The sequence below is a fragment of the Pseudomonas frederiksbergensis genome, assembly GCF_000802155.2.
GTDB lineage: Bacteria > Pseudomonadota > Gammaproteobacteria > Pseudomonadales > Pseudomonadaceae > Aquipseudomonas > Aquipseudomonas frederiksbergensis_A.
The window spans coordinates 490,583-517,123 of sequence record NZ_JQGJ02000004.1 but is presented as its reverse complement, the minus strand read 5'-3'; the positions used below and the strand labels follow the sequence as shown (position 1 = coordinate 517,123).

General features: G+C 61.5%; 24 protein-coding genes. 9 read left to right on the top strand and 15 right to left on the bottom strand.

Annotation, left to right across the window (positions count from 1 at the left end; translation table 11 throughout):
• Positions 1-148 precede the first annotated feature (148 nt).
• The 7 genes from JZ00_RS10935 to JZ00_RS10905 form a co-directional block, all read right to left on the bottom strand.
• Positions 149-649, bottom strand: a complete 501-nt coding sequence (locus JZ00_RS10935; RefSeq protein WP_030139706.1) for a YciE/YciF ferroxidase family protein — start codon at positions 647-649, stop codon at positions 149-151.
• A 123-nt stretch (positions 650-772) separates the two neighbouring features.
• Entirely contained in the window at positions 773-1,702 is a 930-nt protein-coding gene (locus tag JZ00_RS10930; RefSeq protein WP_039589229.1) for a ZIP family metal transporter, read from the bottom strand.
• 107 nt (positions 1,703-1,809) lie between these two features.
• Positions 1,810-2,691, bottom strand: a complete 882-nt coding sequence (locus JZ00_RS10925) for a manganese catalase family protein (RefSeq protein ID WP_039589228.1) — start codon at positions 2,689-2,691, stop codon at positions 1,810-1,812.
• A gap of 267 nt (positions 2,692-2,958) precedes the next feature.
• Positions 2,959-3,336: a con-10 family general stress protein gene (locus tag JZ00_RS31910; protein ID WP_039589227.1), complete on the bottom strand. Its 378-nt coding sequence runs from the start codon at positions 3,334-3,336 to the stop codon at positions 2,959-2,961.
• A gap of 511 nt (positions 3,337-3,847) precedes the next feature.
• Complete coding sequence (locus JZ00_RS10915; protein WP_039589226.1) at positions 3,848-4,096, bottom strand: metallothionein; 249 nt, start codon at positions 4,094-4,096, stop codon at positions 3,848-3,850.
• Positions 4,097-4,120: 24 nt separating this feature from the next.
• On the bottom strand, positions 4,121-4,390 hold the full coding sequence (locus JZ00_RS10910; protein WP_039589225.1) for a hypothetical protein: 270 nt from the start codon (positions 4,388-4,390) through the stop codon (positions 4,121-4,123).
• Positions 4,391-4,470: 80 nt separating this feature from the next.
• Entirely contained in the window at positions 4,471-4,980 is a 510-nt protein-coding gene (locus JZ00_RS10905; RefSeq protein WP_039589224.1) for a ferritin-like domain-containing protein, read from the bottom strand.
• 179 nt (positions 4,981-5,159) lie between these two features.
• Here JZ00_RS10905 and JZ00_RS10900 point away from each other — a divergent pair, with 179 nt between their 5' ends.
• Positions 5,160-5,987, top strand: a complete 828-nt coding sequence (locus JZ00_RS10900; protein WP_039589223.1) for an NAD-dependent protein deacetylase — start codon at positions 5,160-5,162, stop codon at positions 5,985-5,987.
• A gap of 94 nt (positions 5,988-6,081) precedes the next feature.
• On the opposite strand, the gene JZ00_RS10895 is transcribed toward JZ00_RS10900, so the two are convergent.
• Positions 6,082-6,984, bottom strand: a complete 903-nt coding sequence (locus tag JZ00_RS10895; RefSeq protein WP_039589222.1) for a LysR family transcriptional regulator — start codon at positions 6,982-6,984, stop codon at positions 6,082-6,084.
• 131 nt (positions 6,985-7,115) lie between these two features.
• Here JZ00_RS10895 and JZ00_RS10890 point away from each other — a divergent pair, with 131 nt between their 5' ends.
• From JZ00_RS10890 to JZ00_RS10880, 3 genes are read left to right on the top strand one after another with little or no spacing between them, the layout of a single operon-like run.
• Positions 7,116-7,814, top strand: coding sequence for a CoA transferase subunit A (locus tag JZ00_RS10890; RefSeq protein WP_039589221.1), 699 nt, complete (start codon positions 7,116-7,118; stop codon positions 7,812-7,814).
• Between the two features lie 35 nt (positions 7,815-7,849).
• Positions 7,850-8,515, top strand: a complete 666-nt coding sequence (locus tag JZ00_RS10885) for a CoA transferase subunit B (RefSeq protein WP_003180355.1) — start codon at positions 7,850-7,852, stop codon at positions 8,513-8,515.
• Between the two features lie 11 nt (positions 8,516-8,526).
• Entirely contained in the window at positions 8,527-9,708 is a 1,182-nt protein-coding gene (locus JZ00_RS10880; RefSeq protein WP_039589220.1) for an acetyl-CoA C-acetyltransferase, read from the top strand.
• 179 nt (positions 9,709-9,887) lie between these two features.
• Here the strand turns inward: JZ00_RS10880 and JZ00_RS10875 are convergent, their stop codons facing one another.
• The gene (locus JZ00_RS10875; protein WP_039589219.1) at positions 9,888-10,601 is read right to left on the bottom strand and encodes a FadR/GntR family transcriptional regulator; all 714 of its coding nucleotides are present in this window, start codon (positions 10,599-10,601) and stop codon (positions 9,888-9,890) included.
• Between the two features lie 343 nt (positions 10,602-10,944).
• Between JZ00_RS10875 and gudD the strand changes: the two genes are divergently transcribed.
• Positions 10,945-12,288 carry a glucarate dehydratase gene (gene gudD / locus JZ00_RS10870; RefSeq protein ID WP_039589218.1) on the top strand — a complete coding sequence of 448 codons (1,344 nt, stop codon included), beginning with the start codon at positions 10,945-10,947 and terminating at the stop codon, positions 12,286-12,288.
• 73 nt (positions 12,289-12,361) lie between these two features.
• Here the strand turns inward: gudD and glgB are convergent, their stop codons facing one another.
• The 3 genes from glgB to JZ00_RS10855 all read right to left on the bottom strand — a co-directional run bounded on the left by glgB (position 12,362) and on the right by JZ00_RS10855 (position 20,129).
• On the bottom strand, positions 12,362-14,596 hold the full coding sequence (gene glgB, locus JZ00_RS10865; protein ID WP_039589217.1) for a 1,4-alpha-glucan branching protein GlgB: 2,235 nt from the start codon (positions 14,594-14,596) through the stop codon (positions 12,362-12,364).
• An 11-nt stretch (positions 14,597-14,607) separates the two neighbouring features.
• Positions 14,608-17,952, bottom strand: coding sequence for a maltose alpha-D-glucosyltransferase (treS, locus tag JZ00_RS10860; protein ID WP_039589216.1), 3,345 nt, complete (start codon positions 17,950-17,952; stop codon positions 14,608-14,610).
• A 179-nt stretch (positions 17,953-18,131) separates the two neighbouring features.
• Positions 18,132-20,129, bottom strand: coding sequence for an alpha-1,4-glucan--maltose-1-phosphate maltosyltransferase (locus tag JZ00_RS10855; RefSeq protein WP_039589215.1), 1,998 nt, complete (start codon positions 20,127-20,129; stop codon positions 18,132-18,134).
• Between the two features lie 209 nt (positions 20,130-20,338).
• Here JZ00_RS10855 and JZ00_RS31220 point away from each other — a divergent pair, with 209 nt between their 5' ends.
• Positions 20,339-20,503 carry a hypothetical protein gene (locus JZ00_RS31220; RefSeq protein ID WP_198725323.1) on the top strand — a complete coding sequence of 55 codons (165 nt, stop codon included), beginning with the start codon at positions 20,339-20,341 and terminating at the stop codon, positions 20,501-20,503.
• Between the two features lie 133 nt (positions 20,504-20,636).
• On the opposite strand, the gene JZ00_RS10850 is transcribed toward JZ00_RS31220, so the two are convergent.
• On the bottom strand, positions 20,637-21,137 hold the full coding sequence (locus JZ00_RS10850) for an MgtC/SapB family protein (RefSeq protein ID WP_039589214.1): 501 nt from the start codon (positions 21,135-21,137) through the stop codon (positions 20,637-20,639).
• Positions 21,138-21,268: 131 nt separating this feature from the next.
• Between JZ00_RS10850 and JZ00_RS10845 the strand changes: the two genes are divergently transcribed.
• From JZ00_RS10845 to mapR, 3 genes are all read left to right on the top strand, one after another.
• Positions 21,269-21,505 (top strand): DUF3203 family protein, encoded by a 237-nt coding sequence (locus tag JZ00_RS10845; protein WP_039589213.1) that lies wholly within the window; start codon positions 21,269-21,271, stop codon positions 21,503-21,505.
• A gap of 208 nt (positions 21,506-21,713) precedes the next feature.
• Positions 21,714-23,126 (top strand): cytochrome c oxidase accessory protein CcoG, encoded by a 1,413-nt coding sequence (ccoG, locus tag JZ00_RS10840; protein WP_039589212.1) that lies wholly within the window; start codon positions 21,714-21,716, stop codon positions 23,124-23,126.
• A gap of 75 nt (positions 23,127-23,201) precedes the next feature.
• The gene (gene mapR, locus JZ00_RS10835; protein WP_039589420.1) at positions 23,202-24,611 is read left to right on the top strand and encodes a GntR family transcriptional regulator MpaR; all 1,410 of its coding nucleotides are present in this window, start codon (positions 23,202-23,204) and stop codon (positions 24,609-24,611) included.
• A 115-nt stretch (positions 24,612-24,726) separates the two neighbouring features.
• Here the strand turns inward: mapR and JZ00_RS10830 are convergent, their stop codons facing one another.
• Complete coding sequence (locus JZ00_RS10830; protein ID WP_039589211.1) at positions 24,727-25,473, bottom strand: SDR family oxidoreductase; 747 nt, start codon at positions 25,471-25,473, stop codon at positions 24,727-24,729.
• 98 nt (positions 25,474-25,571) lie between these two features.
• Entirely contained in the window at positions 25,572-26,450 is an 879-nt protein-coding gene (locus tag JZ00_RS10825) for a Dyp-type peroxidase (protein WP_039589210.1), read from the bottom strand.
• Positions 26,451-26,541: the final 91 nt, after the last annotated feature.

Here is a 26,541-nt window from a genome sequence, read left to right as displayed (position 1 = left end):
CCACGGTTTGACGCCGTGTGGTCGCAGGGGCCGCTGGGTTGGGTTTCGCTAGAAAAAGGGCATTGGTGAGAACACCAATGCCCTTTCTGGTACAGGACCGATGGCGAGGGAGCTTGCTCCCTCGCCACAAAAAGCGGTTATATCGACATCAAGACTCCATCGTCGCCGCCTGGTTGCCACCCTGCTCGGCTATCTTGGACAGCTTCTCGTCGGTGGCTTTTTCTTCCTTGAGCGTCGCCAGCAGCAGGCCGACCACTTCATCGCCCAGGTTCAAATGCTTGGCCATGGCGATCAAGGTGCCGTAGCTGGCGATTTCGTAGTGCTCGACTTTCTGCGCAGCGCCGATCAGCCCCGCGTCGAGCACCGCACCTTTGTCGATTTCCTCGATCAACTCTTTGGACTCTTCCACCAGCCCTTCCATGGCGATGCACTTCATGCGCTTGAGCTTGATGCCCGCCACTTCGACCAAGGTGTCGATGCGTTCGATCTGCCCTTGGGTTTCTTCAAGGTGATCGTTGAAAGCCTGAGCCAATAACGGATTGGTGGTGGCGCGGGCCATCCGCGGCAACGCGCGGGTGATCTGCTTTTCAGCGCTATAGACGTCGGACAGCTCGTGAATGAACAGGTCCGTCACTGTTTTTCTGGCCATCTGGAGATCCTCCGATCGGTGAATGGTGAAGCCACGCTTCACCTGTTCAACACTGACTCGGAGGTTTTTGTGGATGTTCAAGAAATCTGCGAACGGCTGGACGGAGGGTTGCGAGGCGCAGCGTCAACCCAGCGCTGTGTCCAGGAACATCATCACTGCGAACCCCATCATCAAGCCCAGGGTCGCCGGCGTTTCGTGGCCATTGCGGTGGGTTTCCGGAATCACTTCGTGTGACACCACGAAGATCATCGCCCCGGCCGCCAGGCCCAGGCTGATGGGATAAGCCACCGCCACGCCGGAAGACATGCCCAGCCCGATTACCGCCCCCAGGGGCTCCATCAAGCCTGAGCCGACCGCAATCAGCGCGGCGCGCAACGTGCTAATCCCGGTCACTCGCAGCGCCATGGCGATGGCGAGACCTTCGGGAATGTCCTGGATCGCGATGGCGGTGGTCAGGGGCAGGCCGACCTTGAAGTCGCCGTTGGCAAAGCTCACGCCAATGGCCATGCCCTCCGGCAGGTTGTGCAAGGTGATTGCCAGGACGAACAACCAGACCCGGTTGATGCGCTTGGCCTCGGGGCCGCGCCGTCCACTCAACTCGTGTTCATGGGGTACGAAGCGGTCAAGGCCGATCATCAGTGCCACGCCCAGCCCCAGGCCAATGACGACGACCAGGGCGGCGAGCAATTGGTTGCCGCAGATGACCTGCGCGGCTTCGATGCCCGGCAGGATCAGCGAAAACGAACTGGCCGCGAGCATCATCCCGGCCGCGAAGCCCAACATGATGTCCTGGGTACGCGATGAAATATCGCGCAGCACCACCGCCGTCATCGCGCCCAGCGCCGTAGCGGCAAAGCCGGAGGCCCCGCCCAGTGCCGCATAGCCCAGGTTCTGGCGATCGGCCCCCACCAGCGCGTTGTAGCCGCTATAGAGCAACAGCACGGCGACCAGGGCCAACCCGAGCCAGAAGGTCAACCCCAGCAGCAGATTGTTTTGCACAGGATCAAGCCATGTACGCCAGGGCGATCGGATCCGGGAGGTGGGCTGGTCCATCGAGTGTCCTTGTTGGTTTAACCACACGGTGCTTGATCGTCACCCGCAACCACAGGGACGATCAAGTCATATGTTCAGGCGAGGGAGCCAGGCCCCTCGCCAACGCCTCACAGCTTCTCGTTTTGCATCCCTGCGCCCAGGTCAGCACCTGTCGTGGGATTGCTCTCCGGGTTGGACATCGTCCGCGCCTTCATGTCCATCAATAGCGCTTCGTCTTTCTCACTCAACTGCACGCTGGCCAAGCCATCTCCACCATCGACCGCCGGCGTTGGGTTCTCGACGAATTCCCAATCGTCCCCCTGGTTCCAAGGCCCGCGCACCGAAGGTTCGCCCTGGGACATGTTGAAGTACACGTTGGTGAACTCCGGCATGCCAGGCAGCTTACCTTGCGGGAAGTTGGGCTGGATGGAATGAAGGGCTTTTTCGAAGGACAACTGGTGGGCAATTTCACGGGTCATCAGGAAGCCCAGGGCTTCTTTTACCCCAGGGTCGTCAGTCACGTTCATCAACCGCTCGTACACGATTTTCGCCCGGGCTTCGGCGGCGATATTCGAACGCATGTCCGCCGTGGGTTCGCCGATGGTGTCGATATACGCAGCGGTCCAAGGCACACCGGCCGAGTTGGTCAACGGCGAACCGGCGCCATACAGCACGCTGGTGATGTGGGAGTCATTGCCGGCGCCATTGATCTCGCGGTACAGCTGGCCCTCCTGCTCGACACCTTCGGCCATCTTGCCCTTGGCGCCCTTGTTCAGCATCACGATGATCGAGCCGATCACCTCCAAATGGCTGAGCTCCTCGGTGGCGATGTCCATCAGCAGATCCTTGCGGCCCGGATCATCCTCCGACAAGGCCTGGGTGAAATAACGCGACGCCGCCGCCAGTTCGCCCTGGGCGCCGCCAAATTGCTCTAGCAACAGGTTGGCGAGTCCTGGATTGGGCTCGGCGACACGCACGGTATATTGCAATCGTTTGTTATGAATGAACATGATTGAACTCCTCGGTCAGGACACAGTTCATGGGAACCCTGCCGACGACAGGCCCATGAAAGTCAGAAGAAGTTGAACGTATAAAATTTATTTTTTATTCACAACAAAAGACGAATGGTAGTGGCAAGCCATACAAAACCATCCACGCCTTGATAATGAATAAGTTAAGCGAAGCCGGGCATGACATGCCCGACTATAAAAAACACTTCTATCAATAACCGGTACAAGCCTCATGCCAGTGGCATGAGGCTTGTAGACCACGGAACATTACGATTTGCGACCGCCGCCGTGGCTGTTTTCACCACCTTTCTTGCCGGCTTCGGAAGCTTTTTCCCGGTCATTGGCGAAGTTGCCGCCAGAGGCTTGGCCCCCTTTGCGGCCGGCTTCCGATGCCCGTTCAGGGTCGTTGGCAAAATTGCCACCCGAGGCTTGTCCACCTTTGCGGCCCGCCTCTGCGGCACGTTCCGGATCGTTGGCAAAATTGCCACCCGACATATGGCCACCCTTACGGCCGGCCTCGGCTGCGCGTTCCGGATCGTTGGCGAAGTTGCCACCCGATGCCTGGCCGCCTTTCTTGCCGGCTTCCGATGCTTTCTCACGATCGTTAGCGAAATTGCCAGGGTTGTTATTACCTGTATTTGCCATTTCATTCACCTCGTTAGTTGCTATTTGCGAACCCCGTTGGCTCGTACTTATTCGGAAAACATGACGCATCCAAGGTTTGAAGAAAGTTCTTCAAAGGGCGACGAACGGTCAATGACTTATTTATATACCGCTGCGCTTGCAACCAATTGAAATCCGCTATCAAGCAAGCGACGCTCAATTAACACAATCGCCATGCGTAACTATGTGAGGGCGAGCTTGCTCGCGAATGCAATTTACCAGTCGACCTGACTGTTTAACTTTCAAGTGCTTTCCCGAGCAAGCTCGGTCCCACATTGGCCCACGCCGAAGATTCGAAACAGTGCGTGTCTTTCCACGCTGTCCGCCAAGGGCCGGATGGCGCCGGCACCCCTCTGCACCGGTCTCGCCACCCTGGCCTCGCGCCGTTCCAGGAAGCCAAAACTCGCGGGCTGCCGGTGTTGTCTTGCACCACCGCACTGACCGGCTTGCGGCGTCCGGGTACCCTGTCGCCGATACCCGGATAAAGCGTTATTCAGGGCGAGATAGGGTCGCTGGCCGGGAACGTCTCCTCCAGCGCTTCATCCAGCTGATTGTTGGTAATGTCCCGCTCGCCGACCTTGCCGCTGCGTTCGCAATGGCAGTCCTGCGCCGGGCATGGCTCGCCGTTTGGATGTTGTTCTGCGCAGGCCTGGCTGCAATACGCCTCGCCGTCATGATTGAACACCCGCTCGGGATCGACGTCGCAATGGCAGCCAGGGCAGCCACATTTCAATTCACTCATGTTCTCCTCCTGCACTTGCGGCTATCAGGATCCCACCAGCAATTGCACCTCAAGGTTCGCTGCCGCAACGCCATGCTTGGCCACATACACCTCATCTGCCCAACCTTTGGTCAGGTTGCGATAGGTCTGGGTGCCCACGGCCGTGCCGCTGTCCCATTCAATGACATCGCCAATATCAACGTCGTTGGCGGGACCCAGTTCGAGCACCGTGTGGCCGTCCTCTTCCGTCACGTAGACGCCCACCCTGGCGCTCTGTCGATTGATGGCTCTTACCTCACCGGTGGTCTGCTTCATACCTGTCCTCTTTGCGTTTGACGGCAGGTTCGGGCGTGGCCGGAACGTGTCCGGCCGCGCCTTTTCATGCGGCTCCAACCTCAGCGCTTGGCTTCGGTATGCGGGTTGGCCGAACGCTCCAGGAACGCCTGGGTGATTTCCGGCAAGTGATCGCGCAGCCAATCGGCCATGGCGATCTCCTGGGGCAGGATCTGTTCGCAAGCCCGCTGGGTTTCCACGTCCCCGGCCACTTTTGCCGCTTCGATCAGCACCGTGTAGGAAGCGATCTCGAGGTTCTCGAATACATAGCCACTCATGGCGCCCTTGACCACTTCGTCACTCATCGCCATGCCGCCCATGGCCTGACCGAACGCCATCAGCTTGCCGGCCATGTCCTTGAGCATCGACGGGCTGCCGCCCAGGCGCTGGATGCATTGTTCCACCAGCTTCTGCTGCCCCAGCGTCTCTTCGATGTGCTGTTCGATCCGGGCCTTGAGCACCGGATAATGCTCCAGGCGCTCAGCCTGGGCCTTGAGCATTTTCTCCGCTTGCTGTTCCATTGCATGAGCATCGTTGAGCCAATCCAGCAGGTTTTCTTTAGGGGTTGCCATTGCGTTCTCCTTGTTCAGTGTTCATTGACGCACTGTCGTGCGAGAGCTCTGAAATACCGCACATAAGGTGGATGTTCCCCGCACCGGGAAAGTTTGAATAAACAGCGCCGCAGAGCGACGAAAGGCGTACCGAGAGGACGATGCTAACCTCAACGACTCCTAGCCAGCGGAGCACAGCAATGCCCGACGATCTTCACCGTGAACCGATCGAACAACTGCAGGAATACCTGGCCGGGCGCCGTTTCCTGGTGCTGACCGGCGCGGGCATCAGTACGCCATCCGGTATCCCCGATTACCGTGATAGCGACGGCGTTCGACGGGGCCGGCAACCGATGATGTACCAGGAATTCCTCGCCAAGCCCGAGGCCCGGAGGCGCTACTGGGCGCGAGCCATGCTCGGCTGGCCACGCCTGCGCCAGGCCCGCCCGAACCTGGCTCATGAGGCCCTCGCGGCATTGCAAGTGGCGGAGCGCATCAGCGGGCTGATCACCCAGAATGTCGATGCCTTGCATGACCAGGCCGGAAGCCGCCAGGTCATCGAGCTACATGGCAGCCTGCATCGAGTGCTGTGCCTGGATTGCAGCCAGCGGAGCGACCGCCAGCAAATCCAACTCATGATGGAAACGCAGAATCCTTACCTGGCCGGCGTCGACGCGGTACAAGCCCCGGACGGCGATACGTTGCTGGATCCGGCATTCGAGGCGCGCTTCCAGATCCCCCGTTGCCCTCATTGCAATGGCGAGCGGCTGAAACCCGATGTGGTTTTTTTCGGAGAAAACGTCGCCGCCCCCACAGCGTCCCGCGCCATGCAAGCCGTAGAACAAGCGGATGGGCTGTTGGTGGTGGGTTCTTCGTTGATGGCGTATTCGGCCTTTCGCCTCTGTCGGGCAATCAAGGATCAGGGCAAGCCGCTGCTGGCGATCAACCGGGGCAAGACCCGGGCTGATGAGTTGCTGGATTTGAAGGTGCAAGTGCCGTGTGAAGAATTGCTACCGCTGCTGATCTGAAGCGCACAGCCATCCCCTGTGGGAACGCGATCACCAAGGAAACAGGTCGGCTTCAAGGCCGCCCCGTCCAGCTTTTGATCTGCGGGCCCGGTGGTCACCCCACGATCAACTGGGTCCCGATATCCTGATCCCTGAACGTATCGAACAACGCCTGGGCCGCCGCCGACAACTCGTAGCCCGGCTTGGTCAGCACGCCGATGGCCCGTTCGATCACCGGATCGCCGAGGGTGATGCAGCGGGCGCCCAGTTCGTGCATCTGGCCGACACACAAGGCCGGTACGGCGCTCACGCCGAGGCCGCTGGCAACCATTCGCCCGACGGTCGCCAGTTGATGACTCTCGAATTCCACCGGCAATTTCATGCCTCGCGCTTGCAGATGTTCCTCGAGCATCACCCGCACGGTAGAGGGCCGTTGCAGGGTGATGAACGGCTGCTCCAGCAGGGTCTGCCATTGGACTTCGTCGCGCTGGGCCAGTGGCGAATCCAGGGGCACCACCGCGACAAAACGATCGAGGTACAACGGCGTGAACGCCAATGACGAGCCCTGCATGGGCTCGAACGCCACGCCCAGTTCCACATGACGATCGCGGACCATTTCCAGCACCTGCTCGTTGATCACATCGTTGACCGTGACGTTGACATTCGGGAAGCGCGCGCGGAAGGTCTTGAGGATCGGCGGCAACAGGTTGCCGGCGAAAGATGGCATCGCGGCCAGCGTCACGCGGCCACGCTGCAAGGTGAAGCGCTGGCGCATTTCGTCTTCGGCGTTGTCCCAGTCGGCCACCAGCCGACGGGCCAGTGGAAGTAATGATTCGCCTTCGGGCGTCAACGCCACGTTGCGCGTGTTGCGGCTGAACAGGCGACCACCGAGCCCTTCTTCCAGGGCTTTGATCGTCAAGCTCAGGGCCGACTGGGAGAGATGCAGCCGCTCGCAGGCCACGGCGAAGCTAAGGCTCTGGGCCACGGCCAGGAACGCACGGATTTGCTTGAGGGTCATGGTCGCTGCGCTCCAAGGGCAATTGTTGAGTTTTATCAATCAATCAAATCTAAAAATCAACTTAACAAATATATGACTTGGCGCAACACTGCATTTCATTGCGACCCCATTCAAGAATAAAAGAGGTGTCTATGGCAGGTTTCGACAAACGCGTGAATTCTTACGAAGAAGCGCTGGACGGCTTGAAGGACGGCATGACCATCATCGCCGGCGGCTTCGGTCTGTGCGGCATTCCGGAAAACCTGATCGCCGAGATCAAGCGCAAGGGCACCCGTGACCTGACCGTGGTCTCCAACAACTGCGGCGTAGACGGCTTCGGCCTCGGCGTGCTGCTGGTGGACCGCCAGATCCGCAAGGTGGTGGCTTCCTACGTGGGTGAAAACGCCCTCTTCGAACAGCAACTGCTGAGCGGCGAAATCGAAGTCGTGCTCACGCCCCAAGGCACCCTCGCGGAAAAGATGCGCGCGGGCGGCGCAGGCATCCCGGCCTTTTTCACCGCTACCGGCGTCGGTACCCCCGTGGCCGAAGGCAAGGAGGTGCGCGAATTCCATGGCCGCCAGTACCTGATGGAAGAATCCATTACCGGTGACTTCGCCATCGTCAAAGGCTGGAAAGCCGACCATTTCGGCAACGTGATCTATCGTCACACCGCCCAGAACTTCAACCCGCTGGCGGCCACCGCGGGCAAGATCACCGTGGTGGAAGTCGAAGAAATCGTCGAACCCGGCGAGCTGGACCCGGCACAGATCCATACCCCCGGCATCTACGTCGACCGGGTCATTTGCGGCACGTTCGAAAAGCGCATCGAACAGCGCACCGTCCGTAAGTGATCCCCTGCCCCCGGCCCGAATGAAGGAATGACACCATGGCACTTTCCCGCGAACAAATGGCTCAGCGCGTCGCCCGCGAAATGCAAGACGGCTACTACGTGAACCTCGGTATCGGCATTCCGACCCTGGTTGCCAACTACATCCCCGAAGGCATGGAAGTCATGCTGCAATCGGAAAACGGCCTGCTCGGCATGGGCGCGTTTCCCACCGAAGCGGAAGTCGACGCCGACATGATCAATGCCGGCAAGCAGACGGTCACCGCGCGCATCGGCGCTTCGATCTTTTCCTCGGCCGAATCCTTCGCCATGATCCGTGGCGGCCATATCGACCTGACGGTGCTCGGCGCGTTCGAAGTGGACGTCGAAGGCAACATCGCCTCGTGGATGATCCCCGGCAAGCTCGTCAAGGGCATGGGCGGCGCGATGGACCTGGTGGCGGGTGCCGAGAACATCATCGTCACCATGACCCATGCGTCCAAGGACGGCGAATCGAAACTGCTGCCCCGTTGCAGCCTGCCGCTGACAGGCGCCGGCTGCATCAAGCGCGTGCTGACGGACCTGGCCTACCTGGAAATCCAGGACGGCGCCTTTATTCTCAAGGAACGTGCCCCCGGCGTCAGCGTCGAGGAAATCGTCGCCAAGACCGCCGGCAAACTGATCGTGCCGGACCACGTCCCTGAAATGCAGTTCGCTGCCCAGTGAGGAGAAATTCGATGCAAGAAGTCGTGATTGTCGCCGCAACCCGCACCGCCATCGGCAGCTTCCAGGGTTCGCTGGCTTCCATTCCCGCGCCGGAGCTCGGTGCCGCGGTGATTCGTCGGCTGCTGGAACAGACCGGCCTGTCGGGCGAGCAAGTCGATGAGGTGATTCTCGGCCAGGTGCTGACCGCAGGCTCCGGGCAGAACCCGGCGCGCCAGGCGTCAATCCTCGCCGGCCTGCCCCACGCGGTGCCGGCGCTGACCTTGAACAAGGTCTGCGGCTCGGGCCTCAAGGCGTTGCACCTGGGCGCCCAGGCGATCCGCTGCGGCGATGCCGACGTGATCATTGCCGGCGGCATGGAAAACATGAGCCTGGCCCCCTACGTCTTGCCGGCCGCCCGTACCGGCCTGCGCATGGGCCACGCAAAAATGATCGACAGCATGATCACCGATGGCTTGTGGGATGCATTCAACGATTACCACATGGGCATTACCGCCGAGAACCTGGTGGACAAGTACGGTATCAGCCGCGAGGCGCAAGACGCCTTTGCCGCCGCGTCCCAGCAGAAAGCCGTCGCCGCCATCGAGGGCGGCCGCTTCGCCGATGAAATCACGCCGATCCTGATTCCCCAGCGCAAGGGCGACCCGGTGGCCTTCGCCACCGACGAACAGCCACGCGCCGGCACCACCGCCGAATCCCTGGGCAAGCTCAAGCCGGCGTTCAAGAAAGACGGCAGCGTCACGGCGGGTAACGCCTCGTCGCTGAACGATGGCGCCGCCGCCGTGATCCTGATGAGTGCGCAAAAAGCCAAGGCGCTGGGGTTGCCGGTTCTGGCGAAAATCAGTGCCTACGCCAATGCTGGCGTCGACCCGGCGATCATGGGCATCGGCCCGGTCTCGGCCACTCGCCGCTGCCTGGACAAGGCCGGCTGGTCGCTGGACCAATTGGACCTGATCGAAGCCAACGAAGCGTTTGCCGCCCAGTCCCTGGCCGTGGCCAAGGAACTGGAATGGGACATGGACAAGGTCAACGTCAACGGTGGCGCCATCGCCCTGGGCCACCCGATCGGTGCTTCGGGCTGCCGGGTGCTGGTGACGCTGCTGCATGAAATGATCAAGCGCGACGCCAAGAAGGGCCTCGCGACCCTGTGCATCGGCGGCGGCCAAGGCGTGGCCCTCGCATTGGAACGGGCGTAACCGACAACAGGCACGACGGTGGCGGCGCGGACCCACGATATTCGCGCAACCATCGGCACCACCACCGGCGCGGCTTTGGTTGCGCCGGTTTTTTTATGCCTTGAGTTTGCTCCGTCAGCCTGAACAGCCAGATCCCCTGGCCAGAGTTTTTTTTAATGCCAAGGGCATTGGATAGTTCTTCAGCCCCCCGCACCAAAGCGGTCACGGCTGTTGGTCAGATGCAGCCACATCGCCGCGCGGGCGGCGTCGGGGTCCTGGCGCTTGATGGCGTTGAAAATCGCTTCGTGTTCCAGGTTGGCAAACTGGGCGAGCCTGCCCAGGTCCGCCTGGCCACGTTCGGCCAAGTTCACCCGCGTACGTGGAATCATCGCGCTGCCCAGGTGCTGCATGATTTCGACAAAACAGGTGTTATCCGTGGCTTCGGCGATCAACAGGTGGAAACGCCGGTCAGCCTCGACGCAACTGTCATTGCTGCTGAGCAACTGCTGATAGTCATCCAGGGCCTCGCGCATCTGTTGCAACTGTCGCTCGCTGCGACGCTGGGCGGCCAGTGCCGCCGCCTGGGCCTCCAGGCCAAGGCGCAACTCCAGGATTGCCCGGACGCCCGCCGCGGTATCAACGTTGAGCCGCAACCCCGGCTCCCCGGTCTGCTCCAGCACAAAAGTGCCAATGCCATGACGGGTCTCAACCAGCCCCGAAGCCTGCAATTTGGAAATCGCCTCGCGCACCACCGTGCGGCTGACCCCGTGCTCGCGCACGATGGCGCCTTCGGACGGCAGTTTCTGCCCCGGCTTCAACTGCCCCAGCAAAATGCTCTGGCTCAACTTCGCCACCAGGTCATGGGCCAGGTTGTGGGTGCGCTTGCGCAGGGGCGCTTCTGTGTCTTGCTGCATCGGGCGGGCTTCCTTGAAGACAGGCTTGTCGATCCTATCACTGGCGGCGTTGCAAGTACTCCTCGGAACACTCTCAACTTGTATGACAACACGCAAGATTGACCTTTATCTAACGCTGAGCCTGGGCAAATATGGCAGGTCTTCCCAAACTCAGAAGCCCTGTAAAAACCCTTCGATAACGGCGAACAGCGCTATAAATAGGGCATAAAAAGCTTCAACAACCAATCCAATCGAACTCAAAAACAGCTTGTCAGACAAAAAAATCGACTTGTATGATGTCTATCAACATCGACACCTGCCCAATACCGCGCATAAAAACAATAACTCAAGGATTCCATACACGATGACTACGCCAGAAACCAGCAAAGCCCCGATCATCACCAGCATGCAAGTCGTCCCGGTGGCCGGCCACGACGGCATGCTGCTGAACCTCAGCGGTGCCCATGGTCCGTTCTTCACCCGCAACATCGTTATCCTCAAGGACAACGCTGGGCACACCGGCGTCGGCGAAGTGCCCGGCGGCGAGCGTATTCGCCAGACCCTGGAAGACGCTCGCTCGCTGGTGGTCGGCAGCCCCATCGGCACCTACCAGAAAATCCTCAACAGCGTGCGCCAGGCTTTCGCCGACCGGGATGCCGGCGGCCGAGGTCTGCAGACCTTCGACTTGCGCATCACCATCCACGCCGTCACCGGCCTCGAAGCTGCGTTGCTGGATCTGCTCGGGCAGCACCTGGATGTCCCGGTCGCGGCCCTGCTCGGCGAAGGCCAGCAGCGCGACGAAGTGAAGATGCTCGGCTATCTGTTCTATGTTGGTGATCGCCAGCAGACCGACCTGCCCTACCGCAGCGAACCGGACGCCGATAATGACTGGTTCCGCGTCCGTCATGAAAAAGCCCTGGATGCCGACGCCGTGGTGCGCCTGGCCGAAGCGGCCCACGCGCATTACGGTTTCCAGGACTTCAAGCTCAAGGGTGGCGTGCTCAAGGGCGACGAGGAAATCGAAGCCGTGACGGCGCTGGCCGAGCGCTTTCCCCAGGCGCGAATCACCCTGGACCCCAACGGCGCCTGGTCACTCAAGGAAGCGATTCGCCTGTGCCGCGACCAGCACAAAGTGCTGGCGTACGCCGAGGACCCTTGCGGCGCAGAGAATGGCTATTCGGGCCGTGAAGTGATGGCCGAGTTCCGCCGCGCCACCGGCCTCAAGACCGCCACCAACATGATTGCCACCGATTGGCGCGAGATGGGCCACGCCATCACGCTGCAATCCGTGGACATTCCCCTGGCCGACCCACATTTCTGGACCATGCAAGGTTCGGTGCGCGTGGCGCAGATGTGCAATGAATGGGGCCTGACCTGGGGCTCGCACTCCAACAACCACTTCGACATTTCCCTGGCGATGTTCACCCACGTCGCGGCCGCCGCACCGGGGGACATCACCGCCATCGACACCCATTGGATCTGGCAGGACGGCCAACGGCTGACCAAGGCGCCGTTGCAAATCAAGGGAGGCTGCGTGCAGGTGCCGAAGAAACCGGGGCTGGGGATCGAGCTGGACATGGACCAGTTGGCCAAGGCTCACGAGCTGTACAAAGGCATGGGGCTCGGGGCGCGGGACGATTCGGTGGCGATGCAGTATCTGATCCCGGGCTGGACGTTCAACAACAAGCAGCCTTGCCTGGTTCGCTAGCATTCAGCAACTCGATTCTTCTGTGGCGAGGGGATTTATCCCCTCGCCACAGTCATCTGCTGCTGTTTCGCTATTAACCCTCCGGCCGCAAAATCAGCACCGCCAGCGGCGGCAGGTTCAGTTCCAACGATAGTGCCTGGCCATGGCTGGGGATCGCCTCGGTGGAGGCGCCGCCGCCGTTGCCATAGTTGGAGCCGGCGTAGGTGTCGGCATCGCTGTTGAGCAGTTCCACCCAACGACCGCCAAACGGCACGCCGACCCGATACGCCTCGCGCGGGACCGGTGTGAAGTTGGCGACCACCAACACCGGCCGACCGTCCTTGCTCCATCGCAACCACGCATAGACGCTGTTGAGCGCATCGTCGCCAATCAGCCATTGGAAGCCTTGGGGCGCATCGTCCTGGTCGTGCAGCGCCGGCTCTTCCCGATATAGACGGTTCAGGTCGCTGACCAGTTTCTGCACCCCCCGGTGCTCGGGATATTGCAGCAGGTACCAGTCCAGTTGCTGGTCATGGTTCCACTCGCGCCATTGGCCAAATTCGCAGCCCATGAACAGCAACTTCTTGCCCGGGTGGCCCCACATGAAACTGAGATAGGCCCGCAGGTTGGCGAATTTCTGCCAGCGATCTCCAGGCATCTTGTCGATCAGCGAGCGCTTGCCGTGGACCACTTCGTCGTGGGAAATCGGCAGCACGAAACGCTCGGACCAGGCGTACACCAGGCCAAAGCTCAACTCGTTATGGTGGTGGGCGCGGTACACCGGATCCTGCTGAATGTAATGCAGCGAGTCGTGCATCCAGCCCATGTTCCACTTGTAGGCGAAACCCAGGCCGCCCTGTTGCGTGCTCTGGCTGACGCCGGGCCAGGCGGTGGACTCTTCGGCAATGACCAGCGCGCCCGGGGTTTCCAGCGCGACCACATCGTTGAGGTGCCGGAGGAAATCGATGGCTTCCAGGTTCTCCCGTCCGCCGTGGCGGTTTGGCACCCATTCACCGGCCTTGCGCGAATAGTCGCGATACAGCATCGAGGCCACGGCATCCACCCGCAGGCCGTCGACGTGAAAATGCTTGAGCCAGTGCAACGCCGACGCCAGCATGAAACCGTGGACCTCGGTGCGTCCGAGGTTATAGATCAGCGTGTCCCAATCCTGGTGGAAACCTTCCAGCGGGTTACCGTATTCGTACAGCGCGGTGCCGTCGAACTGGGCCAGGCCATGGGTGTCGGTCGGAAAGTGCGCGGGCACCCAGTCCAGGATCACGCCGATGTCGGCCTTATGGCAGGCGTTGACGAAGGCGGCGAAATCATCGGGCGAACCGAACCGCGCCGTCGGGGCAAATTGCGACAACGGTTGATAGCCCCACGAACCACCGAACGGGTGTTCCATGATCGGCATCAGCTCGATGTGCGTAAAGCCAAGATCCTTGACGTAGGGAATCAACCGCTCAGCCAGTTCATGCCAGTTGTATTGGCGGGAGACTTCGCCCGCCTCGTCGATCTCGCACTGCCAGGATCCGGCGTGCAGCTCGTAGATCGACAGCGGCGCGCCCGGTAGCTGGCGTTCACGGCGGCTCTGCATCCACTCGTCGTCATGCCATTCGATGTTCAGTGGCGAAGCGACCTTGGACGCCGTGTCAGGCGGCAACTGCGTGGCCAAGGCCACCGGGTCGGCCTTGAGCGGCAGGATGCCGTGGGCACCGAGGATCTCATACTTGTACCCTTCGCCCGGCCCGAGCCTGGGGATGAATATTTCCCACACGCCGGACGGATAACGGATGCGCATCGGATGCCGGCGTCCGTCCCAGACGTTGAAGTCACCTACCACCGAAACCCGGCGTGCGTTCGGCGCCCAGACGGCGAAGCGCACGCCATCGACGCCGTCCACCGTTTTCAGTTGCGCACCGAGGCAGGCACTGAGGTCGCGATGGTTACCTTCGGCAAACAGGTAGAGATCCATTTCCCCCAGCAGCGGGCCGAAGCTGTACGGATCCTCTGCGACCTGCTCGCCGCCGGCCCAACGGGTGCGCAACAGGTATGGCTGGGCACGGTCGAAATGGCCGACGAACAAACCCGGGGTCTCGGTGATCTGCAACTCGCCCAGCTCTTCCCCGCCGTCACGGGCGAGCACATGCACGCTCAACGCACCGGGCAGGTAGGCCCGGATGAATTGCCCACCGGCCCCATCGCCATGAGGGCCCAGGATCGAAAACGGGTCGTGGTGTTCGGCGCGCACCAGCGCGTCGATGTCGTGGGGGGCCGGCAGCAATGACTCTTTGGCCTGCCCCTGTGATTCCTTGTTCGAGACGCTCATGATTCTCTCCACTAAATCGGTCCGGCTAAATCGGAAAAGGGTTTGAGCCCACTCAATAACCCGTACAGGCCGTGCAGCGGCACGGGCAGCCAGGCAGGGCGATTCTCGGCTTCATAAGCCACTTCGTAGGCCGCCTTCTCCAGGCCGAACAACGCCAATGCGGCGTCCTCGCCTTCAGCATCCTTCCACTCATGGGCAAGACTAGCTGCCGCCAGCCGATATGCCTGGACAAATGCCTGGCGAGCCTCGACCAGATAACGGTCGGCGACACGTTTGCGCGCCGCGTCGGCATCGGCCGTGCTGTCGACGGTGTGCAGCTGGACCGCCATCGCCGCCGCGTAGTCGAAGGAGCGCAGCACACCGCTGACGTCCTTGTACGGGCTGTGCTTGCCACGTCGTTCGTGTAGCGGTCGCGCCGGCTCGCCTTCGAAGTCGATCAGGTAGGCATCACCCTTGATCACCAACACCTGCCCCAAGTGCAAATCGCCATGTACCCGAATGCGCAAGCCGCCGGCGGCCTTGCCGGCCAGTTCCTGGACGTGGGCCAGCACGGTTTTCCTGTGTTCCAGCAAGCGTGCGACCATCGCCTGGTCCGCAGGGTTCAATTGGTCCTGGTTCTGCTTGAGCAGACGCAAGGCGTTTTCCACCTGGGCGGCGACATCCTTGCCGATGGCCTGGGCTTCCTTGGCACTGGTAGGCTGCGGCGCAAAGTCCGGGTTGTCGGTTGGCTGGGCGAGCACCTGGTGCATTTCCCCGAGACGCTGGCCGAGCATGCCGGCGAAATCCTTCAGTTCGCCCAAGGCGTTGTAATGCTGTTCCTGCTCCGACACGGCATCCGCCAGCTCGTCGCGCAACGCCCGTTCGAGGTTGTTCTGGGTCCACTCCCAGGCATCGCCCTGATTGCTCAGGTAACCCTGGGCGATCATCAGCAAGGCATCTTCGCCCTGGGCGTCGCGGCGAATCACCGAACCCAGCAGCGGCGAGATGTTGCTGAAGCCCGCCGCAGTCAGGTAAGCGCTCATCTCCAGTTCCGGGTGCACGCCGGACGCAACCTTGCGGATCAACTTGAGCACCAGGCTGCCGCCCACCACCACCGAACTGTTGGACTGCTCGGCGGACAGGTAGCGAACTTCGGGCTCGGCCCCCAGGTTCAGCGCCGCCAGGCCCTCGGTAGGTTCAAAGCGCAACTCGCCGTCGGCGCACGGCAACACCGTGCCGGCCTGGATGCCTTGGAGCACGGCCCGAATGAAGTTTTCCAAAGTGAACGCATCGGTGATCAAGCCGACCTGGCGACCCCGGCGCACCCGCGACAAAGCTAATTGCTGAGGCAGCGCGGCGCCGACCTGATCCTCGGCCAGCAGACCGAACGGCAGTTGATAACGCAAGGTTTGGCCAGCACTGGTGACGTCGATTTCGCTCAACAACACAGGGTGTTGCGGATCGCCAAAACGCACGCCATAGACGATGTCGACTTTCTCGATGGCGCTGTCCTTGCCGGCAAACCAGCGGCGGTTCTGCAGCCAGTTCGGCAGGATGCCCTGCTCCAACGTGGCGCGCGACGGCGCTTCAAGCAATTCTTCCAGGCGTTTCTTCAGCACCAGCGTGGTGAAGTCCGGCAGGCTCTGGGCGGGCTCGACGTGCCAGCTCGGCATCTGGTTTTCCGCTGCCAGGGCGAACCAATAGAAGCCGTATGGCGCCAGGGTCAGGAGGAAATTCAACTGGCCGATGGGCGGGAACGCATTGCCGCCGAGCATTTCCACCGGGACCATGCCAGCGTAGGCCGACAGATCCAGCTCGGCAGCCTGGGCGCTGCGCGACACGTTGGCCACGCACAAAATGATTTCGTGCTTGCCGTCCGGGCCGGTGTACTCGCGGGTGTAGGCCAGGATCCGCCGGTTGCTCGGCGACAGCATCTTCAACGTCCCCCGGCCAAAGGCCTTGGATTGCTTGCGCACGGCCAGCATCCGTCGGGTCCAGTTGAGCAATGAATGAGGGTCACCGGACTGGGTCTCGACGTTCACCGACAGATAGCCATACAGCGGGTCCATGATCGGTGGCAACACCAGGCTGGCCGGGTCGGCGCGGGAAAAACCGCCGTTGCGGTCGATGGACCACTGCATCGGCGTGCGCACGCCATCGCGGTCGCCCAGGTAGATGTTGTCGCCCATGCCGATCTCATCGCCGTAATACAAGGTCGGCGTGCCGGGCATCGACAGCAACAGGCTGTTGAGCAACTCCACACGGCGGCGGTCGCGCTCCATCAGCGGCGCCAGGCGTCGACGAATGCCGAGGTTGATGCGCGCTCGACGGTCGGCGGCGTAGTAGTTCCACAGATAGTCGCGTTCCTTGTCGGTGACCATTTCCAGGGTCAGCTCATCATGGTTGCGCAGGAAAATCGCCCATTGGCAGTTGGCCGGGATCTCCGGCGTCTGGCGCAAAATGTCGGTGATGGGGAAACGGTCTTCCTGGGCCAGCGCCATGTACATGCGCGGCATCAAGGGGAAGTGGAACGCCATGTGGCACTCATCGCCATTGAGGCCTTGGGCATCGCCGTCGCCAAAGTAAAGCTGGGTATCTTCCGGCCACTGGTTGGCCTCGGCCAGCAACATGCGGTCGGGGTAATTGGCGTCGATTTCGGCGCGGATCAGCTTGAGGACGTCGTGGGTCTCGGGCAGGTTCTCGTTGTTGGTGCCGTCGCGCTCGATCAGGTACGGGATTGCGTCCAGGCGCAGGCCATCGATGCCCATGTCGAGCCAATAGCGCATCACCGACAGCACGGCCTTGATGACCTGCGGATTGTCGAAATTGAGGTCTGGCTGATGCGAATAGAAGCGGTGCCAGAAGTATTGGCCGGCCACCGGGTCCCAGGTCCAGTTGGACTTCTCGGTGTCGAGGAAAATGATCCGCGTGCCGTCGTATTTGTGATCGTCATCGGACCAGACGTAGAAATCCCGGGCCTTGGAACCTTTCTTGGCCTTGCGCGCGCGCTGGAACCACGGGTGCTGGTCGGAGGTGTGGTTGATGACCAGCTCGGTGATCACCCGCAGGTTGCGCTTATGGGCCTCGGCGATGAAACGCCGCGCGTCGGCCATGGTGCCGTAGTCGGGGCTGACCCCCCGGTACTCAGCGATGTCATAGCCGTCGTCACGCCGGGGCGAGGGGTAGAACGGCAGCAACCAGATCGTGTTGACGCCCAGGTCGGCGATGTAATCAAGCTTGTCGATCAGCCCAGGAAAATCGCCGATCCCGTCGTTGTTGGAGTCGAAATAGGATTTGACATGGACCTGATAAATGACTGCGTCCTTGTACCAGAGCGGGTCATTGATGAACGTGGCAGACCGGGGTTTCTTGGCCATTTGCAACTCCTGCTGATTCTATAAAGCCGCGGGTTACAGGCTTGTTCTTTGGTATTACGCAGTGTTTTGTGGCGAGGGGATTTAATCCCCGCTGGGCTGCGAAGCAGCCCCCTGAAATCACGACTGCTGCGCAGCCGAGCGGGAGCAAGCTCCCTCGCCACAAGCGCCGGTCCTGCGCCTTATGTCACGCTGATCCGCCAGATCCCGAACGGCTGGTACGCCGGGTCGATGCGCATGAACTGGTACTTGCCATACCAGGTCCAGCGGTGGCCGTTCATCAAATCCTCGCCTTGGGTCTGGGCGTCGTCCGGCAGGCCCATCTCCCACAGCGGCAATTCGAAATTGGCTTCCTGTGGGTTATGCGGATCGAGGCTCACCGCCACCAGGATGAAATTGCTGCCGTCCGGCGTGCGCTTGCCGAAGTACAGAATGTTGTCGTTCCAGGCGTTGTAGATCTTCAGGCCCAGATGCGTATGCAGCGCCGGGTTCTGGCGGCGGATACGGTTGAGCTGGGCGATCTCGGCGATGATGTTGCCCGGCGCGGTGAAGTCCCGAGGGCGGATTTCGTATTTCTCCGAATCGAGGTATTCCTCCTTCCCCGGCACTGGCGCCGATTCACACAACTCGAAGCCGGAATACATGCCCCACAGGCCCGAGCCCATGGTCGCCAGCGCCGCACGAATGAGGAAGCCCGGGCGTCCCGAGTGATGGAGGAACGCCGGGTTGATGTCCGGCGTGTTGACGAAAAAATTCGGCCGGTAGCATTCGCGCCAGGGCGATTCGTTGAGTTCGGTGAGGTACGCCGCCAGCTCGGCCTTGGTGTTGCGCCAGGTGAAATACGTGTAGCTCTGGGAATAACCGACCTTGCCCAGGCGTGCCATCATCGCCGGCGTGGTGAAGGCCTCTGCGAGGAAGATCACCTCAGGGTGTTGCGCACGAACATCGGCAATCAACCACTGCCAGAACGGCAACGGCTTGGTGTGGGGGTTGTCGACCCGGAAGATCTTCACCCCCTCGTTGACCCAGCCGACAACGACGTCGCGCAGTTCAAGCCACAGGCTGGGAATCGCATCGGCGGCGTAGAAATCGACGTTGACGATGTCCTGGTATTTCTTCGGCGGGTTCTCCGCGTATTTGATCGTACCGTCCGGCCGCCAACTGAACCAACCCGGATGCTGCTTGAGCCAAGGGTGGTCCTGGGAACATTGGATGGCGAAATCGAGGGCGATCTCCAGGCCGTGGTCGGCGGCAGCGGCCACCAGGCGACGGAAATCATCCCGGGTGCCCAATTGAGGATGGATCGCCTCGTGGCCGCCCTCCTCGCTGCCGATGGCATAAGGGCTGCCCGGATCGTCTGGACCGGCGGTCAGGGAATTGTTGGGGCCTTTGCGGAAGCTGCGGCCAATCGGATGGATCGGCGGAAAATACAGCACGTCGAAACCCATGTCCTGAATCACCGGCAGGCGCGAGTGCACGTCGTTGAAGGTGCCATGGCGATTGGGATCATCGGTGATCGAGCGGGGGAACAGTTCGTACCAGCTGGCGAACTCGGCCCGCTCGCGCTCGACGTCCAACGGATACTCTGCGCTGATGCTCAGGTAGGGCCGATGGTCGGCCAAGGACATCAAGTCGGCGCTGCGCGGCGTGAGGAACAACGCCACTTGCTCCTCCGGCAACAAGCCTGAGAGTTCGTGATGCAACGCCGCCAGTTGTTCGCTCAACTCGCCGTCGCTACGCTCGGCGGCGTGTTGCACGTGGTTGCGGCCTTCCTGCAACTCCAGGCTGATGGGCACCCCGGCGGCGTATTTCTTTTCCAACTCGTAGCGGAAGCTGGCGAACTGGTCGAACCACGCCTCGATACAGAACACGTAGCGGCCGACAGCCGGTACCGTGAACTGACCGCGCCAGCCATTGTTGCCCAGCTCGGTCATGACCTCGCTGTTCCAGATTTCGTCCTCCAGCGCCCGCCAGCGGATTCGCACGGCCAATTTGTCATGGCCATCGGCGAACACCTTGCTGGTCACCGTCACGTCCTGCCCGGCGAGTGCCTTGGCGGCAAACTGCCCGCCATCGATCACCGGCATGGTGTCTTCAATTGCAATACGCGGCAACAACAAGGCCTGGGACAACGGCAAATGCGGGTTGTAATCCAAGTCGGTCGGCTGTTCGGCAGTCATCGAGCATCGCTCCTTTTACGCCCCATGGACGCGCTTGTGGCGGTAAAGGCCCAACGGGTCCCTGATTAAACTCACTTAAGCTCCGAACCGGACCGGCAGCCAAAAGTTCAGCGGGATGTACCGGCCGGCTACGGGGAATCAAACCCGTCGAACGGTGGTCAACCGTACAAGCACGACTCAAGCCACTTGCGTCCCGGAGGCCCGACCCGATGACCATTCCTATCCCGGCCGAAACACCCGACCCGAACATCGACGACCCCAACCTGCCGCCACCCGGACCCGATCCGGAGCCGATTCCCGAAAAAGACCCACCGCTGGATCCGCAGCCGCCCCTGGGCGACCCACCGAGCGAGGCGCCGCCGGAGCGGGTTTGATAGACAGACCGGTGGATCATTTGTGGGAGCGAGCCTGCTCGCGAATGAGGCGCGTCATTCAGCATAGATGCTGGAATGCTCGCCGCCATCGCGAGCTAGCTCGCTTGGATACGTAGCCTGGCTCGTGGACGGGCTACAACTTCTCGTCCTTCTCCAACGCCCGCACTATCACCGGCATCACACTGAAAATCGCCAACGCCAGCACGGTGCTGAGCACCGCCGTCGCCTCCCGGCCGAGCCCGGCGGCGACGCCGATGGCGGCGGTCATCCACAGGCCTGCGGCGGTGGTCAGTCCCTTGACATGACTTTCGTCGCCGTCGGTATTTTTCAGGATGGTGCCTGCGCCGAGGAAACCGATCCCGGCGACGACGCCCTGTATCACCCGGCTCATCGCGTCAGCCTGGGACCCGGACATCTGCGGCACCAGCACGAACAACGCAGCGCCCAGCGCCACCAGCATATGGGTGCGCACCCCGGCGGCCTTGCCCTTGTGCTCACGCTCGAACCCCAGGATGCCCCCCAACAGTGCAGCCATCACCAGGCGCACCGTGACCCGCGTCATTTGCTGGGCATCGGTGATGTCGGCGAACTCCGCTTGCAGGGTTATCCAGACTTCATCCCACCACGATTCCATGGACCATCCTCTCTTCGCTCGATAAACGATTGACCGCAAGCGATGCGAGACGTGCGACCGCTGATCAGCCACGAAGAACCCTGCCGGTCGGCTGACGCCTAACGTTCAGACATACAGGAAGGAGCAGTACCATGACTGTACGTATCGACGATAACCGGACCTGTCATTTCGACACCCCCAACGGTTCGGAACAACGCCCGGCCAGCGAGCTGACCATCATCACCGACCCGGACAAGGCCATGTCGGCCGTGGAGCTCAATGGCGGGCGGGTCTACCTGACTGAAGCGGAGGTGGATGCCCTGACCGTGGCCGGGGCGGTTGATGGGAGGCAGAATCTGAAGGCGACGGATGGGGGATCGGTTATCTGATTGTTTCTAGATTCATCCTGGGATTGGTGTGTAGATCCGTTGCCGCAGGAACGGATCTACACACCAATCCAGAAGGTGCTTCAAACTGTCGCAGACCAAGGCCTCCACGACATCTGATCCGGTTTTTATCAATCCACCTGAGTCTGTTATGCAAACAGTTCGATGGTCATAGTGCCCCGGCCAGATAGCGGCTGATGAGCGACCGACCATGAGCGAAAGAATCCCCGCCCAACTGATACAAACATTCGACCCCGCGCCCAACAAGATCAAGGCCAGGACCACCGACAACCTGATCCATACCCGCAGCTTCACCGGCGTGTTCCGCACCTTGCGCATCAGCGGTGCCGGTGTGCTGTTTTTGCTGTTCTTCGGCACGGTATGGCTGAACTGGGGCGGTCGCCAGGCGGTGCTCTGGGACCTTAGCGAAAGCAAATTCCACATCTTCGGCGCGACCTTCTGGCCCCAGGATTTCATCCTCCTGTCCGCCCTGCTGATCATCGCCGCGTTCGGCCTGTTTGCGATCACCGTTTTCGCCGGGCGCGTGTGGTGCGGCTATACCTGCCCGCAGAGCTCATGGACCTGGATATTCATGTGGGTCGAGAAAGTCACCGAAGGTGAACGCAACCAGCGCATCAAGTTGCAGGCTGCGCCGTGGGGCTTGAACAAGTTGGCGCGGCGCTCGGCCAAGCACACGTTGTGGCTCGCCATCAGCCTGCTCACCGGCCTGACATTCGTGGGTTACTTCACCCCGATACGTCCCCTGGCCGAGGAACTGCTGACCTTGCAAATCGGCGGTGCCAGCCTGTTCTGGGTGCTGTTCTTCACCGGGGCCACTTACCTCAACGCCGGCTGGCTGCGCGAAGCGGTGTGCATGCACATGTGCCCCTATGCGCGATTCCAGAGCGTGATGTTCGACAAGGACACGTTGACCATTTCCTATGACGTAGCCCGTGGCGAAATTCGCGGCCCGCGCAAGCGCGAGGTGAATCCCGCCAATGTCGGGTTGGGCGACTGCATAGACTGTCAGATGTGTGTGCAGGTCTGCCCCACCGGCATCGATATCCGCGATGGCTTGCAAATGGAATGCATCGGTTGCGCGGCGTGCATCGACGCCTGCGACTCGATCATGGACAAGATGGGCTACGCACGCGGCCTGATCAAATACACCTCCGAGCACCAACTGCAAGGGGGCAAGACTCATCTGCTGCGGCCACGGCTGGTGGGCTACACGGCGGTATTGCTGGTGATGATCGGTGCCCTGGCGGTGGCGCTGGCGGAGCGCCCGATGGTGTCGCTGGACGTCAGCAAGGACCGTGGGCTGTTCCGTGAAAACAGCCAGGGCCAGATCGAGAACATCTACAGCCTGAAAGTCATCAACAAAACCCAGCAACACCAGGCGTACGAGTTGTCCTTGGTAGACGGCGACGGCTTCGTCCTGCAGGGCAAGACACACCTGAGCCTGGCGCCGGGGGAAATCGTCGACGTACCGGTATCGGTGGCGATGCTCAGCGAACGGCCCCGGAGCGGTTCCCAGGAGATGACCTTCAAGGTCGCCGACAGTGACCAGCTGCAAGTCTATAGCGTGGCCAAGAGCCGTTTTGTCGCACCGATGAACCGCTGAACCCGTAAGATGCCGAGCACCTGTGAGACCATGCCTGGTTGCACAGGTGCAACGTCCCTCATGACCGGACCCGCCATGAAACGCTACGAAAAATTTGCCGATGACATCGCTGAACTGATCCGCTCCGGCATGCTCGGGCCGGGCCAGCGGGTGCCGTCGGTGCGCTACGCCAGCCAGACTTATGGTGTCAGTCCATCCACTGTGTTCCAGGCCTATTACCTGCTGGAGCGACGCGGACTCATCCGGGCCCGGCCGCGCTCCGGCTACTTCGTCAACAATCATGCGCCGCGCCCGTTCTGCGAACCTGTCGTCAGCAACCAGGTGCACGAATCCACGGCAGTCGACGTCAGCGAACTGGTGTTTTCGGTGCTCGATTCGATCAAGGATCCCGCCACCGTGCCATTCGGCTCGGCGTTCCCCAGTCCCACGCTGTTTCCGCTACAGCGACTGTCCCGCTCGTTGTCCAGCGCCACCCGGGACATGGACCCGCGCGTGGTGGTCACCGACATGTCCCCGGGCAATCCGCAACTGCGCCGCCAGATCGCCTTGCGCTACATGATCGGCGGGCTGATGTTGCCCATGGAGGAACTGTTGATTACCAACGGTGCCCTGGAAGCCTTGAACCTGTGCCTGCAGGCCGTGACCGAGCCGGGCGACCTGGTGGCGATCGAAGCTCCCGCGTTCTACGCCAGCCTCCAAATACTGGAACGGCTGAAGCTCAAGGCCGTGGAAATTCCGGTTCATCCGCGTGACGGCATTGACCTGGAGGTACTGGAACAGACCCTCGCGCGCCATCCAATCAAGGCCTGCTGGTGCATGACCAGCTTCCAGAATCCCATGGGCGCGACCATGCCCGAAGCGCGCAAACAGGCGTTGGTGGAACTGTTGCGCCGACATCAGGTTCCGCTGATCGAGGACGACGTCTATGCCGAACTCTATTACGGCCAGCAGGCCCCCAAACCGGCCAAGGCCTTCGACACCGAAGGGTTGGTGATGCATTGCGGCTCGTTCGCCAAGAGCCTGGCCCCGGGTTATCGCATCGGCTGGGTCGCCGCCGGGCGCTACGCGCAGAAGATCGAACGGCTCAAGCTGATGACCTCGCTGTGCGCCTCGATGCCAGCCCAGGCCGCGATCGCCGACTACCTGCAACATGGCGGCTACGACCGGCACCTGCGCAAGTTGCGCTATGCCCTGGAAGAACAGCAGAGTGCGATGCTTGCCGCCATCGGCCGTTATTTCCCGGACCAGACCCGCGTCAGCCAGCCGGCGGGCGGTTACTTCCTCTGGCTGGAACTGCCGGAACAGATCGACTCGCTGAAGCTGTTCCAGATGGCATTGGCGCAAGGCATCAGCATCGCGCCCGGGCCGATCTTCTCACCGACCCGGCGTTTCCGGAATTGCATTCGGCTGAACTATGGCGGGCCTTGGACCGAAGTCTCGGAAAAAGCCATGGAGACGTTGGGGCGGATTGTTCGCTCGTTCTGAGCGCGATGTCGTCCTTGAGGTTGTCTTTGCGAGCAGGCTCGCACACAGGGACCGCGTTCAACATGTGGGCGAGCCTGCTCTCGAATAGGCGGCACTGACTACGAATGGCTGAAAATCAGCGCCCACCACCAAGGTCCACAAACGTCCCGGTCGCATACGAAGCCTTGTCCGACAGCAACCAGATGATCGCTTCGGCCACTTCGTCCGGACGCCCGCCCCGGGCCATGGGAATCGCCGATTCGAGTTTGCTGACCCGGTCCGGATCGCCGCTCAGGGCGTGGAAATCGGTGTAGATATAGCCCGGACGGACCGCGTTGACGCGAATGCCCTCGCCGGCGACCTCCTTTGACAGGCCGACGGTGAAGGTGTCCAGCGCTCCCTTGGAGGCCGCGTAGTCGACATATTCCGACGGTGCGCCCAAGCGGGCGGCAACCGACGAGACGTTGACGATGCTGCCACCCTGCCCGCCATGCCGGGGCGACATGCGCAGCACCGCATGCTTGGCGCACAGGATCGGCCCCAACACATTGGTCTTCATGATCTTGAGGATGCGGAACTCAGACATTTCATCGAGCCGGGACTTGTGGGCGACCGTACCGGCGTTATTCACCAGGGCGGTAACGCGGCCCAGTTCGGCGTCAACGCGGTTGAACAGGCCGACCACCTCATCTTCGATGCTCACGTCGGCCCGCACCGCAATGGCTTGCGCGCCTTTGGCCCGGACCTGTTCGAGCACGTCCTGGGCCGCGTTTTCATCGGACTGGTAATTGATGCAGATCCGATAGCCCAGGTCGGCCGCCAACAGCGCCGTGGCCGCCCCGATTCCGCGTCCGCCACCGGTGATGACGATGACTTTATCCACGCTTGCTCTCCCGTTCCACGCAAACACGTCGGGCCCAAGAATAGCGTTGACCCGACGTTTTGCACAACGCGGCTCGCTTACCGGGGCGGTGGCACGCCCTAGCGGGCCAGCGCGCGCAGGTCCAAGCGCCCGTCCAGCAGCGGTGGGCACCAGTAATAGCCGCCGGTAATCGGCCGGCTCATGCGGTACAAGCCATCTGTGATGCCGTCTTCGAGGCCGCTCATGCGGCGCAGTTGCGCCTCGAATGCGTCCAGGGAGAAACCGAACGCCAGGAACATCAGGCCAGCACGATCACCTTCGATCCACGGCATGGAACGGCGTACGACGAAGGCCTCCGGGGCAAAGCTCTCCTGGGCAGTACGCTTGACGTGGGCCGACTCCGGCGCCTCTTCGATTTCTTCGTTGTCGCTTAGGCGCCGGCCCATGATGTTGTCGCGCTCATGGGGTTGCATCGCGGCAAATCCGTCCAGGTCGTGCTGCCATTGCTGGATCGCGGCGAAGCTGCCACCGCGCAATCCATCGACACCCTGGGCCAGGGCGGCAGCGATCGCCGCTTCATCGTGGGGGTTTTCGGTGCCATCTTCGTAGCCGGTCAGGTCATGGCCGGTCATATGGCGGAAGGTTTCGTTCATCTGCACCAGGCGCAGGGCCGGTGCCAGCGCCGCTTCAAGGGCGCGACTGCGGTGCATCAACTCGCCCCGGTCCTCGCCATGCAACCAGCACCAGAGCGCGTGCTGGGTCGACGGGTTATCCACGCCGACCCCGGCCAACGCAGGAAACGCCCGCAAACCTTCAACCTGAGCCCCCAAGGCCTGCACCAGCGACTCACCGAAGCCGACAACCGCACGGCCATCCAACTGCAGCAGCAACTTATCGATCGCAGCCGGCAGTGCCTCGACCGATTCCAGGGCAAAAAACAGATGACGAGCCTGAGGCGGAACAGGGGTGGCGAGAATGCCGGGCTGGTAGTAACTCATGGGAACTCCTTCAGAAAGAGCCGCGAGTTTACCCGGCGGCCGCCGCTTTGTGTCGTTTGGCTTGAGGCCTCGGGAAACCGAGCCATTTTGT

Excerpts from the sequence above, each read along its gene's own strand:
- JZ00_RS10935 (WP_030139706.1), bottom strand. The coding sequence starts at position 649 with ATGGCCAGAAAAACAGTGACGGACCTGTTCATTCACGAGCTGTCCGAC.
- JZ00_RS10930 (WP_039589229.1), bottom strand. The coding sequence starts at position 1,702 with ATGGACCAGCCCACCTCCCGGATCCGATCGCCCTGGCGTACATGGCTT.
- JZ00_RS10925 (WP_039589228.1), bottom strand. The coding sequence starts at position 2,691 with ATGTTCATTCATAACAAACGATTGCAATATACCGTGCGTGTCGCCGAG.
- JZ00_RS31910 (WP_039589227.1), bottom strand. The coding sequence starts at position 3,336 with ATGGCAAATACAGGTAATAACAACCCTGGCAATTTCGCTAACGATCGT.
- JZ00_RS10915 (WP_039589226.1), bottom strand. The coding sequence starts at position 4,096 with ATGAGTGAATTGAAATGTGGCTGCCCTGGCTGCCATTGCGACGTCGAT.
- JZ00_RS10910 (WP_039589225.1), bottom strand. The coding sequence starts at position 4,390 with ATGAAGCAGACCACCGGTGAGGTAAGAGCCATCAATCGACAGAGCGCC.
- JZ00_RS10905 (WP_039589224.1), bottom strand. The coding sequence starts at position 4,980 with ATGGCAACCCCTAAAGAAAACCTGCTGGATTGGCTCAACGATGCTCAT.
- JZ00_RS10900 (WP_039589223.1), top strand. The coding sequence starts at position 5,160 with ATGCCCGACGATCTTCACCGTGAACCGATCGAACAACTGCAGGAATAC.
- JZ00_RS10895 (WP_039589222.1), bottom strand. The coding sequence starts at position 6,984 with ATGACCCTCAAGCAAATCCGTGCGTTCCTGGCCGTGGCCCAGAGCCTT.
- JZ00_RS10890 (WP_039589221.1), top strand. The coding sequence starts at position 7,116 with ATGGCAGGTTTCGACAAACGCGTGAATTCTTACGAAGAAGCGCTGGAC.
- JZ00_RS10885 (WP_003180355.1), top strand. The coding sequence starts at position 7,850 with ATGGCACTTTCCCGCGAACAAATGGCTCAGCGCGTCGCCCGCGAAATG.
- JZ00_RS10880 (WP_039589220.1), top strand. The coding sequence starts at position 8,527 with ATGCAAGAAGTCGTGATTGTCGCCGCAACCCGCACCGCCATCGGCAGC.
- JZ00_RS10875 (WP_039589219.1), bottom strand. The coding sequence starts at position 10,601 with ATGCAGCAAGACACAGAAGCGCCCCTGCGCAAGCGCACCCACAACCTG.
- gudD (WP_039589218.1), top strand. The coding sequence starts at position 10,945 with ATGACTACGCCAGAAACCAGCAAAGCCCCGATCATCACCAGCATGCAA.
- glgB (WP_039589217.1), bottom strand. The coding sequence starts at position 14,596 with ATGAGCGTCTCGAACAAGGAATCACAGGGGCAGGCCAAAGAGTCATTG.
- treS (WP_039589216.1), bottom strand. The coding sequence starts at position 17,952 with ATGGCCAAGAAACCCCGGTCTGCCACGTTCATCAATGACCCGCTCTGG.
- JZ00_RS10855 (WP_039589215.1), bottom strand. The coding sequence starts at position 20,129 with ATGACTGCCGAACAGCCGACCGACTTGGATTACAACCCGCATTTGCCG.
- JZ00_RS31220 (WP_198725323.1), top strand. The coding sequence starts at position 20,339 with ATGACCATTCCTATCCCGGCCGAAACACCCGACCCGAACATCGACGAC.
- JZ00_RS10850 (WP_039589214.1), bottom strand. The coding sequence starts at position 21,137 with ATGGAATCGTGGTGGGATGAAGTCTGGATAACCCTGCAAGCGGAGTTC.
- JZ00_RS10845 (WP_039589213.1), top strand. The coding sequence starts at position 21,269 with ATGACTGTACGTATCGACGATAACCGGACCTGTCATTTCGACACCCCC.
- ccoG (WP_039589212.1), top strand. The coding sequence starts at position 21,714 with ATGAGCGAAAGAATCCCCGCCCAACTGATACAAACATTCGACCCCGCG.
- mapR (WP_039589420.1), top strand. The coding sequence starts at position 23,202 with ATGAAACGCTACGAAAAATTTGCCGATGACATCGCTGAACTGATCCGC.
- JZ00_RS10825 (WP_039589210.1), bottom strand. The coding sequence starts at position 26,450 with ATGAGTTACTACCAGCCCGGCATTCTCGCCACCCCTGTTCCGCCTCAG.